Origin of the sequence: Devosia sp. (genome assembly GCF_034675085.1) — a bacterium.
GTDB lineage: Bacteria > Pseudomonadota > Alphaproteobacteria > Rhizobiales > Devosiaceae > Devosia.
Map to the genome: position 1 here is coordinate 1 of NZ_JAUCDN010000102.1, position 10,082 is coordinate 10,082.

A 10,082-nucleotide genomic window follows, 5' to 3' on the forward strand; every position below is an offset into this window, starting at 1 on the left:
GCCTTCGACGAGGCCCCCAATTGCCAGTGCTTCGGGGTTTATATCGGAGACCGGCTGGTCAGCTCCATTCGCCTGCATATCGCCACGGCGCAGGAGCCCACTTCCCCCAGCCGGCTGATCTGGCCGGACGTGCTGGGCGGCATCATCGAGGCGGGGGGCAGCTATGTCGATCCCAGCCGCTTCACCGCCGATCACGAAGCCTCGCTGGAATTTCCGGCCCTGCCCTATCTCACCCTGCGCATGGCGGTGATGGCCTGCGAATATTTCAACACCACCCACTGCATCTCTTCGGTGCGCCCCGAGCACGGCCCCTTCTACCGCCGGGTCTTCGGCCTGGAGCAGATGGCGGGCGTGGGCTATTGGGGCGAACTGACCTTTCCGGTCTGCCTGTTCGGTGGCCGCATCTCGGAAATCTACGACCGCATCATGGGGCGCTTTCCCTTCTTCATGTCGACCCCGCAGGAGCGCGCCGTCCTTTTCGGCTCCGGCCATTTGCATCCGGCCATCGCCCCCACCGCTCGCCAGGCGCACAGGCTGCGCCTGCTCGAAGCCGGGGAAACGGCCTGAGCGGAAAACCCCCGATGTCGGAAAGACGATGGTGCCGCAGAAGGGACTCGAACCCCCGACCCCATCATTACGAATGACGTGCTCTACCAACTGAGCTACTGCGGCGACGGCTGGCCTTTTACGTGGCGTTGGCCGCCGGTGCAAGAGGCAAGGGAGCCTCGGCCGGCAATTGTGCCACACCAGGCGGTTCGGGGTTGCGCGCGCTGAGCGTCACCGGCACTTTCCACTCGAAGGCGTCGAGCTTGCCGGTGACCGGGGAGACGGGTTCCCACTCGTCGCTCACCAGCCCATCGGCAGTCCAGGCGGGATCGCGCGGCGCGCGCACGGCGCGAGCCAGCCATTCTCGGGCCTTGCCCTGATCGCCGGTTTCCCCCTCCTCGATTTCGGCCATGAGGCTGGCAACGCCCTGGGTGGCGTCGCTCCCGGCAAAGGGCGCCAGGGCCTGGCGGGCCGACTGCCAGTCATAGGCGTCGATAGCGGCGCGGGCCAGCGCCATGCCGGCGGCCCGATGCGGCGGGGGCATTTCGATGATCTCGCCCAGCCGCCGCAGCCGGTCGACAGCCGAGGCGCCGGGCTGGGCATGGGCGTAGAGCGCGGCCACGTCGGGATGGCCGGTGGCGCGCCAGATGCGGCGCAAGAGGCTCATTGCCTTGCGGGTCTCGCCGCGATTGATGTGGATGCGGGCCGCGATCAGCGCCGCCGGCACGAAATCGGGCAGGAGCCGCAAGGCTGTCAGCGCATGATCGAGCGCCGAAAGCGGATTGGAGGTTTCCGTCTCACGGGCGCGGGCGGTTTCGATCACCGCCTGGCGGCGGCGCTTGCGCGCCCGTTCCTCGCGATTGGCCGCCAGTTCGACATTGACCATGGCAACCGCCTCGGCCCATTGGCCCCGCCGGGCCAGATCGTCGAACACGGCATCGGCGGCCCAGCCGCTTTGCGGTGCCAGCGCCAGCGCCTTGCGGGCAAAGGTCAGCGCCGCGTCGGGCCGATGCTGCGCCCTGGCCTGGTCATAGAGCCCGGCAAGGGCGGCGAGGGCGGTGTTTTCATTGGCGATCAACGCCCGGTAGTGCTCGCGCGCCGCCGGCATGTCGCCCAGCGCCAGATCGGCACGCGCCTCGAGCAGGCGGGCAGCAGCATTGTCGGGTAGCCGCGCCTGGGCATCGCGGGCCAGAGCCCGCGCCCGCGCCGGATCGCCTGCCTGCAAGGCCACAAACCCGTCGGACAGGGCATCCACCCCCTGTTGGCGACGCTTTTCGCGATTGCGGCGAGCCATGTTACGGGGCGCGGCCAGAATGCGCCGCACCAGCGCCCAGAGCGCGATCACTACAGCGGCCAGCACGATGAACATGAAGACGGCCGTCCCCAACCGGGGCTGCATGCGATAGCCGGCCGCTTCCAGCGTCAGCGTTCCCTCCAGCCCCATGAGCCAGGCTGCGAGGGCGGCGACGACCAGGCTGCCGATGATCCAGAAAGCCAGCCGGATCATGGGCGCACCCCTCCCGAGAGAACCTCTTGCCGCAGCGCGGTGAGAAAGCGCGCCGCCTCGGCCTGCGCTTCGACCAGGGAGGGCACTGCGCCCGCCGCTGCCTGCATCGGAGCGGGCAGGCTGACGAAAAGCGTTTCCGCACTGGCGAAGTCGCGCCGGGCGATTGCTGCCTCCAGGCGCGACATCACCGCCTCGGGATCGTCCCCGGCCGATTCTCCGGTCGGACGCAGCGCAATGGCGCCGCGGAACCAGTCCAGCGCTCCCTCCTGCCAGTCGGCATTCGGATCGGCCGGGCGGCCGGCCAACATGGCGGGCAGCACCTCGGCGAAACGCGCGGCGATAATGTCGGGCCGGGTCAGCCCCTCCCCGGCGCCATTGGCGATGGCGGGGGGAATGGAGGCCTGGGGAAGCGCGGTGCGCAATGCGGCGAGCTCGGTTTGATAGGGCCGGCCGCCGGCAAAGGCGCTTTCCAGGCTTGAAAGGATGAGCGGCAATTGCAGCACCGCGTCGATGCTGCCGCTCTGGCCGGCCAGGGCGGCGGCGTTCTCGCTGACGCTGCTGTCGAGCTGGCGTAACTGTGCTTCGGCGCTGCCAAGCCGCGCGGCGATCTCGTCCACGCGGCCAGAAAGCCCAGTCTCTGCCGGCGCCGCAGGGTTGAGCATGTCGATTCGCGCCGCCAGGGCCGCCACATCGCCCCGGACCGCCGCCAGGGCCGCCACATCGCCCCGGACCGCCGCCAGCGCTTCGGCATCTCCCCCTTGCGCGGAGGAGACCGGCTCGGCTGCTTCCAGGGCCTGGAGGCGCTGCGTCAGTGCCGCCAGCTCGCTCCTCAACCCCTGTGCCGAGCTTTCAAGCTCGGGAATGGCGGTGGCGAACTGGGCGAGACGCGGATCGGCCGGCGGCACGGAGGCCGGCGTCGTCGGCCAGAACCCGAACCAGGCCAGGCCGTAGGCCGCGGCCAGCCCCAGAACTCCGCCGCCCAAGGCGGCGCCGATGGCAAGGCCCGCCCTGCCACCGGAAGGGCCGACGCGGGCAGCCGGAGACGGCGCGGTGGGCGCGGGTTTTGCCTTGGGCTCTTCCCCCGGCTTGGCGCCGGGCGCTTCCGGACCGCCGGCGCGCGCCGTCAGATCCAGCACCGGCGGCTTGACCGGACCGCTCCGGGTTTCGCCCGGCTTGCCATCGCTGCCCTTGCTTTCCGCCATTGCGCCTATCCTCTCATCGCCTGTCGATCATGGCCCAGTTTGCTCGCGGGCAAAAGCCAAAGCCAGCGCCATCATGGCATCCTCGTCCGGGCGGTCGGCCAGGGCGATGCGGCTGAACCGGGCCTCCAGCAGCGGCTCGGCCACCGCCTCGGCAATGCAGAGCATGCCCAGATGCCGGCGCCGGTCGACCGGTACGTCTCCCGCCAGCGCGGCAAAAATCTGCGCAGTGCGCCGCGAATAGCAGAGCACCGCGTCGATCCCGCCGCCCAGCTGTGCCACGATATCGGCCGGCAAAGCCTCTACTGCCACCATTTCATAGACCTTGGCGGTGGCCACCATCACCCCCAGCGGCGCCAGCGCGCCGGCCAGGTCGGCGCTCTGGTGGCGGCCGGCCGGATAGAAGATCGGCCCGGGCACGCGGGCAATGGTCATGGCGTTGACCAGATCGGCGAAGGCGCCGGCGGCGCTGCTGACCCTGTCGAAACCGGCCGCGCGCGCCTCCATGGCGGTGCGGTCCCCCACGGCAAAGACCGGCAGATGGCGATAGCGTGCCAGCATGTCGCGCTCATCCAGCGCCCGCAGCGCATTGGTGCTGGTCAACACCATGGCGGTAAAGCCATCGGCCGGCGGCAGGCTGGTGTCGAGCGTCTGGCGAACCATGACCGGCGCCGCCACCGCCTCTATACCAAGGGCCGCCAGACGGGCCAGGGTCGATTGCGCATCCGGTTCGGGCCGTGTCACCAGCATGCGCATCAGCGGCGCGTCCACTGCGCCAGCCAGTCGCTGCCGGCCTGGGCGACAAGATCCGCGCCCACCTTGCGCCCGATCTCCAGCGGATCGCTGCCGCTGGCCGCGCTTTCAAAGCAATCCTTGCCATCCAGGCTCAATATCTGGCCCCTGAGCGTCAATCGCCCATCGCTGCCGCTCGAAAGCGCCCCTACCGGCGTACGGCAGGAGCCGTCCAATATCGCCAGCATGGCGCGTTCGGCGCCGATCGCCGCATGGGTGGGCGCATGATCGAGCGCGGCCACCAGTTCGGCCATGCGGGCGTCACCCTCGCGCACCGCAAGCCCGATGGCGCCCTGGGCCGGGGCCGGCATAAAGATTTCGGGGTCGAGCGCAGCGGTGGCGCGATGGCCCTCGCCGAGCCGGTTGAGGCCCGCCATGGCCAGCATGGTCGCGTCGGCCACCCCATCGAGCAATTTTTGCAGCCGTGTCCCGACATTGCCGCGAAAGGGCACGATTTCGAGGTCGGGCCGCACCCGCAACACCTGCGCCGCACGGCGGATGGAGGAGGTGCCGAAACGCGCCCGCTCTCCCAGATGGTCGAGGCTCTGCACCTTCACCGACATGAAGGCGTCGCGCACGTCCTCACGCTCGAGAAAGGCGGCGAGCCGCAATCCCGCCGGCATGGCCGTTGCCACGTCCTTGGAGGAATGCACCCCGATATCGACCTCGCCCGCCAGCATGGCCTCGTCGATTTCCTTGGTGAACAGGCCCTTGCCGCCGATTTCGGTAAGGCTGGCATTGCTGGCCTGGCTGCGGTCGCCGCCGGTGGAAATGACCGAAATGGCGATGTCGTCCTCGTCTACGCCATGGGCCTGGGCGAGCAGGCGGCGCACCAATTGCGCCTGGGCCAGCGCCAGCGGGCTGCCGCGGGTTCCGATTCGGGCGAAGGGAGTGGGCGATTGCAAAGTCTTCATGTCCTATAGTAGGCAGGAGCCGTCCTGGAAAACCGGGACACGAAAGGGAGTAACCACTTCGTCGTGACCGGGCAAGCGTCAGCCACCATACTGGGCATAGAGACCAGTTGCGACGAAACCGCGGCGGCCATCGTCACGCGCGATGCCGAAGGCCGCGCCACGATTCGCTCCAATGTGGTGCGAAGCCAGCTCGATGAACATGCGGCATTCGGCGGCGTCGTGCCCGAACTGGCGGCGCGGGCCCATGTCACCTGGCTCGATCATATCATCGCCCAGACCAGCCGCGAAGCCGGCGTGGATCTGAGCGAGGTCGATGCCATCGCCGCCACCGCCGGCCCGGGGCTGATCGGCGGGGTGCTGGTGGGGCTCACCACCGCCAAGGCCTTGGCGGCAGCCCTGGGCAAGCCCCTTATCGCCATCAATCATCTCGAAGCCCATGCGCTAACCGCCCGGCTGACCCACAATGTGCCCTTTCCCTATCTGATGCTGCTCGTGTCTGGCGGCCACAGCCAGTTCGTTCTGGTGCGCGGCGTGGGCGACTATGAGCGCTGGGGCACCACGATCGACGATGCCTTGGGCGAAGCCTTCGACAAGGTGGCCAAGCTGCTCAGCCTAGGCCATCCCGGCGGGCGGGCGCTGGAGCGCGTTGCCCTGAGCGGCGATCCGAAACGCTTTGCCTTTCCCCGGCCACTGCTGCGCGAGGCCAGGCTGGATTTTTCCTTTTCCGGGCTCAAGACCGCGGTTCGTCTCGCCGCCGAAGCCCAGGCTCCCCTATCCGACAGGGATGTCGCCGATATCGCCGCCAGCTTCCAGGCGGCAGTGACCCAAGTGGTGGCGGTGCGCGCCCGCCAGGCCCTCCAGCGCCTCAAATCCGAACATCCCGACATGCCGCCCCGCCTGGTGGTGGCCGGAGGGGTGGCCGCCAACCGCGCCATTGGCAGGGCACTGGCAGAGGTGGCCGAAGCCGAGGGGGCGGAGCTGACCGTGCCACCCATTCCGCTATGCACCGACAATGGCGCAATGGTCGCCTGGGCAGGAGCCGAGCGCTTTGCCTTGGGAATCGAAAACGGGCTCGACACTGTTGCCCGCCCGCGCTGGCCGCTCGACACCGCCGACATGAAAGTGAACCCTCATGCGGCTTGAAACGGTCTGCATCATCGGCGGCGGCGCCTGGGGCACGGCCCTGGCCCAGGCGGCGGCCATGGCCGGGCGGCAGGTGACGCTGGTGGCGCGCGACCCCGCACGGGTCGAGGAAATCAACAGCAGTCACACCAATTCCGCCGCTCTGGGCACGCAGCTCCTGCATGCCAATATCCGGGCCAGCACGAACGCCGTTCCCGCCGATTTTTTTATTCTGGCCGTCCCGGCCCAAGCGAGCAGGGGCGTTCTGGGCGAGCTCGATCCGGCGCTTATGGCCGGCAGACCGGTAGTTCTTTCGGCCAAGGGACTGGAAACCGGCAGCCTGCAACGGCAGAGCGAAATCCTCGCCGACATGGCGCCGGAAGCCATTCCCTTCGTCCTTTCGGGCCCCAGCTTCGCCGCCGATGTAGCGGCGGGCCGTCCCACGGCGGTGACGCTGGCAGGAGACGACGCTAGCCTCACCTCGGAGATTGCCTCGGCCCTGGCCGGCCCCGGCTTGCGCCCTTATGCCGCCGACGATCGCATCGGGGTGGAAATCGCCGGGGCGCTGAAAAACGTCTACGCACTGGCCTGCGGCGCCATTGAGGGCGCCGGCCTGGGCGCCTCGGCCCGCTCGGCTCTGATCGCGCGGGGCTATGCGGAAATGGCACGGCTGGTTGCTGCCATGGGCGGCTTGGCCACCACGCTCACGGGCCTGGCCGGGCTGGGCGACCTGACCCTCACCTGCACCTCGGTGCAGTCGCGCAATTATCAGTTCGGCATGGCGCTGGGCCGGGGCGCGAGCGTCGCGGCCATTCTCGCCGCCGGCGCGCCCCTGGCCGAAGGCGTCGCCACCACGCCGGTTGCCGCGGCCCTTGCAAAAAGCCTGGGGGTCGACGTGCCGCTGGTCGACGCCATCGAGGCCGTGCTGAGCGGCAGGGCCGATATCGCCACGGTGGTGGCGGGGCTGATGTCCCGCCCGCTCAAGAGAGAGGTTTGAAATGCTCTACGCCATGATCGCCAAGGACAAGCCCGGCACGCTGGACCAGCGCCTCGCCGCCCGGCCGCTCCATCTCCAGCATCTGGAAAGCCTTGGCCAGACCCTGCGCCTCGCCGGCGCGCTGCTGGACGATGCCGGCAATCCCTGCGGCTCGCTCGTGGTGGTGGAAGCCGAGACGCTGGAAGCAGCAACTGCCCTCATCCATGCCGACCCCTTCGTCAAAGAGGGTATTTTCGGGCAGGTCGAGATCAAGCCCTGGCGGCTGGCTTACGACCATATGACGCCGGGGAAATAGACCATGGCCTATTGGCTGATGAAATCGGAGCCCGACGTCTTTTCCTTCGACGACCTCGTGAAAAAGACCGGGCGTGGCGAGGTGGAGGAGTGGCACAGCGTGCGCAACTACGCGGCGCGCAACAATATGCGGGCCATGGCGCTGGGCGACGAAGCCTTCTTCTACCACTCCAATATCGGCAAGGAGATCGTGGGCATCATGAGAATCGTGGCGCTCGCCCATCCCGACAGCACCGCCGAGCCCAATGACAAGGGTCAGATCGTCTGGGATTGCGTCGACGTGCAGGCGGTAAAACCCCTGCCCCGCCCGGTGACGCTGGCCGAAATCAAGGCGACGCCGGCGCTGGAAAATCTCGAATTGGTCAAGCTCTCGCGCCTGTCCGTCTCGAAGGTATCGCCGCAAGAATGGGCGCTTCTGTGCCGCATGGGCGGGCTTTAGCGCGCTTCCAGCAAAAGCGGCAACGGTTGTGCGGTTCGGAAACGCGCCAGATCGGGGACTTAAATCATTGCCTGGTGCAAGGATTTAAGCCGCCAGCGGATAATCCTGCTCGACCAGATAGGGGCCGCCGCCGACCGAATCGCGGCTGGAAAACAGCACGAACCGCCCCACGGAAAATTCCAGCGGCTGGAACTGGCCCGCTTCCGCCATGAAGCGGGCGGCCTCGGCCCCCGCCATTCCCCGCAGCCGGGCCAGGGTCACATGCGGCACGAATTTGCGCCCCTCGGGCGCAAGCCCCAATTGCTGCAGCATGCGCTCCTGGGCCGCCTGCAAACGGCTGAGAGCCTCACTGGCCGCGATGCCGGCATAGAGGCTGCGCGGCTTGTCGCCGCCAAAAATGCCCAGATGGGTGAGCCGCAGCGGAAAAATCGGACCATGGGCCAGCCGGTCGAGCCCCAATGCGATCTCGTCGGCGGTCTGTCCATCGACATCGCCGATGAACCTCAAGGTAATGTGATAATTGTCCGGATCGATCCAGCGCGCGCCGGCCAGCCGGCCCCGCTTGAGCGACAGCGCGAACCCGATATCGGCCGGAATTTCAAGGCCGGTAAAGAGCCGGGGCATCAAGCCCTCCCTTGCCTGGGACAGAACGCGATTCGTCCTGACCCTAACACAGCCCCTTGAAGGGGCCAGTCCAATCGTCGCATTTGCTGCAAGATCCCTTGTAAACCCCGGAACGCGCATCCATATTGCACCGCAAGTGGCGAGAAAACGCCCACCGGCGGTCCCTATGGGCCGCAGCATTTGGGAAAGGAACCGACTATGGCTGAATATGACCGCCAGACCCTCGGAGCGCGGGCCGGCTCGGCCTTGGCCATCGATGAGGGCCTTCGCAGCTACATGCTGCGCGTTTACAACTATATGGGCATCGGCTTGGTGGTGACGGGGCTCGTTGCCTATTTCAGCAATGCCGCCGCCTTCGCCAATGGCGAGCTGACCTCCTGGGGCGCGCTGCTCTACACCACTCCCCTGATGTGGGTCGTGGCGCTGGCGCCGCTGGCTTTCGTCCTGGTGCTCAGCTTCGGCATCAACAAGCTCTCGGCCCCCGCGGCCCAGGCCATCTTCTGGGCGTTCTCGGCCATTATGGGCCTGTCGCTGAGCTCGATCTTCCTGGTCTATACCGACGCCTCCATCGCCAAGGTGTTCTTCATCACCGCCGCCACCTTCGGCGCGATGAGCCTTTACGGCTACACCACCAAGCGCGACCTGAGCCAGTTCGGCAGCTTCCTGATGATGGGCCTGATCGGCATCATCATCGCCTCGATCGTCAACATCTTCATGCAGTCGAGCATGATGGAGTTCATCATCTCCGTGGTTGGCGTCCTGGTCTTTGTCGGCCTCACCGCCTACGACACCCAGAAGATCAAGGAAAACTACGCCGAGCATTATGGCGCCGACGTTCTGACCAAGAACGCCGTCATGGGGGCGCTGAGCCTGTATCTCGACTTCATCAACCTCTTCCTGATGCTACTGCGCCTCTTCGGCAATCGCGAGTAGTCAGGCCCGCGCCCGGCGCGATTTGGTTGGACGACATCGGGGATCGCAGCGTAAAAGGCTGCGGTCCCTTTTTCCTGCGCGGAACCACATCCGTGACCGATTTTCTCCTGCGCCCCTTCGGCTGGGCCGACGTGCCCGCCCTCACCGCCATCTATGCCCATTACGTCCGGAACACCGCCATCACCTTCGACACCGAGGTGCCGGGCGAACCGGCCATGGCGGAAAAATTCGGCCACCTGCTTGACCTGGGCCACCCCCTGATCGTGGCCGAACACGAGGGCCGGGTGCTGGGCTATGCCTATGCCAGCTTCTACCGCCCCCGCGCCGCCTATCGCTTCACGGTGGAGGATTCGATCTATCTTCACCCCGACGAGACCGGAAAAGGGCTCGGCAAGACGCTGCTTGCGGCGCTGCTCGACCAGTCCAAGACGCTCGGCTTTCACCAGATGTTGGCGGTCATCACCGCCGATACGGAGAATTCCATCCGCCTGCACGAAAAATTCGGCTTCGAAAAGGTCGGGCTCTATCGCCAGGTCGGTTTCAAATTCGAGCGCTGGCACGACGTCGTGCATATGCAAAAGGCGCTTTAGCCCACCACCACCAGGTGCGGGTCGAGCACGCGCAGCACCTGCGCCAGATCGTGCCCGCGCTTGAGGATCATGCCCTGCTGGTTGCAGACCATGTACTGGCCCTGGCGGTTGCGCAGGCGGGGATT

13 protein-coding genes and 1 tRNA gene are annotated in these 10,082 nt (G+C 67.1%); 7 read left to right on the plus strand and 7 right to left on the minus strand.

All coding sequences use genetic code 11. The features are described 5' to 3' along the window. A partial coding sequence (locus VDP82_RS08325) for an N-acyl amino acid synthase FeeM domain-containing protein (RefSeq protein ID WP_323014385.1) occupies positions 1-567 on the plus strand: 567 nt, incomplete at its 5' end. Between the two features lie 29 nt (positions 568-596). Here VDP82_RS08325 and VDP82_RS08330 read toward each other — a convergent pair. From VDP82_RS08330 to hemC, 5 genes are all read right to left on the minus strand, one after another. Further along, positions 597-672 (minus strand) — tRNA-Thr (locus VDP82_RS08330). 13 nt (positions 673-685) lie between these two features. Further along, the gene (locus VDP82_RS08335; protein ID WP_323014386.1) at positions 686-2,053 is read right to left on the minus strand and encodes a heme biosynthesis protein HemY; all 1,368 of its coding nucleotides are present in this window, start codon (positions 2,051-2,053) and stop codon (positions 686-688) included. Continuing rightward, positions 2,050-3,255, minus strand: coding sequence for a hypothetical protein (locus VDP82_RS08340; RefSeq protein ID WP_323014387.1), 1,206 nt, complete (start codon positions 3,253-3,255; stop codon positions 2,050-2,052). Before VDP82_RS08340 ends, VDP82_RS08335 begins: the two co-directional genes overlap by 4 nt. 27 nt (positions 3,256-3,282) lie before the next feature. Next, on the minus strand, positions 3,283-4,023 hold the full coding sequence (locus VDP82_RS08345) for a uroporphyrinogen-III synthase (protein WP_323014388.1): 741 nt from the start codon (positions 4,021-4,023) through the stop codon (positions 3,283-3,285). Continuing rightward, the gene (gene hemC, locus VDP82_RS08350) at positions 4,008-4,949 is read right to left on the minus strand and encodes a hydroxymethylbilane synthase (RefSeq protein WP_323014389.1); all 942 of its coding nucleotides are present in this window, start codon (positions 4,947-4,949) and stop codon (positions 4,008-4,010) included. Before hemC ends, VDP82_RS08345 begins: the two co-directional genes overlap by 16 nt. Before the next feature lie 96 nt (positions 4,950-5,045). Between hemC and tsaD the strand changes: the two genes are divergently transcribed. From tsaD to VDP82_RS08370, 4 genes are read left to right on the plus strand one after another with little or no spacing between them, the layout of a single operon-like run. After that, positions 5,046-6,101 carry a tRNA (adenosine(37)-N6)-threonylcarbamoyltransferase complex transferase subunit TsaD gene (tsaD, locus tag VDP82_RS08355; protein WP_323014396.1) on the plus strand — a complete coding sequence of 352 codons (1,056 nt, stop codon included), beginning with the start codon at positions 5,046-5,048 and terminating at the stop codon, positions 6,099-6,101. Beyond that, positions 6,091-7,077, plus strand: a complete 987-nt coding sequence (locus tag VDP82_RS08360; protein WP_323014390.1) for an NAD(P)H-dependent glycerol-3-phosphate dehydrogenase — start codon at positions 6,091-6,093, stop codon at positions 7,075-7,077. The genes tsaD and VDP82_RS08360 overlap by 11 nt, the downstream gene beginning before the upstream one ends. A gap of 1 nt (position 7,078) precedes the next feature. Further along, the gene (locus VDP82_RS08365; protein WP_323014391.1) at positions 7,079-7,372 is read left to right on the plus strand and encodes a YciI family protein; all 294 of its coding nucleotides are present in this window, start codon (positions 7,079-7,081) and stop codon (positions 7,370-7,372) included. 3 nt (positions 7,373-7,375) lie between these two features. Beyond that, positions 7,376-7,810, plus strand: a complete 435-nt coding sequence (locus VDP82_RS08370) for an EVE domain-containing protein (protein WP_323014392.1) — start codon at positions 7,376-7,378, stop codon at positions 7,808-7,810. An 84-nt stretch (positions 7,811-7,894) separates the two neighbouring features. Here VDP82_RS08370 and thpR read toward each other — a convergent pair whose 3' ends face one another. Next, on the minus strand, positions 7,895-8,434 hold the full coding sequence (gene thpR / locus VDP82_RS08375; protein ID WP_323014393.1) for an RNA 2',3'-cyclic phosphodiesterase: 540 nt from the start codon (positions 8,432-8,434) through the stop codon (positions 7,895-7,897). Between the two features lie 198 nt (positions 8,435-8,632). Here thpR and VDP82_RS08380 point away from each other — a divergent pair, with 198 nt between their 5' ends. Together VDP82_RS08380 and VDP82_RS08385 are read left to right on the plus strand one after the other, a co-directional pair. After that, complete coding sequence (locus VDP82_RS08380; RefSeq protein WP_323014394.1) at positions 8,633-9,367, plus strand: Bax inhibitor-1/YccA family protein; 735 nt, start codon at positions 8,633-8,635, stop codon at positions 9,365-9,367. A gap of 92 nt (positions 9,368-9,459) precedes the next feature. Continuing rightward, complete coding sequence (locus VDP82_RS08385) at positions 9,460-9,957, plus strand: GNAT family N-acetyltransferase (protein WP_323014395.1); 498 nt, start codon at positions 9,460-9,462, stop codon at positions 9,955-9,957. On the opposite strand, the gene VDP82_RS08390 is transcribed toward VDP82_RS08385, so the two are convergent. Further along, positions 9,954-10,073 carry a DUF2794 domain-containing protein gene (locus VDP82_RS08390; RefSeq protein ID WP_323014397.1) on the minus strand — a complete coding sequence of 40 codons (120 nt, stop codon included), beginning with the start codon at positions 10,071-10,073 and terminating at the stop codon, positions 9,954-9,956. The genes VDP82_RS08385 and VDP82_RS08390 overlap by 4 nt on opposite strands. Between the last annotated feature and the right edge of the window lie 9 nt (positions 10,074-10,082).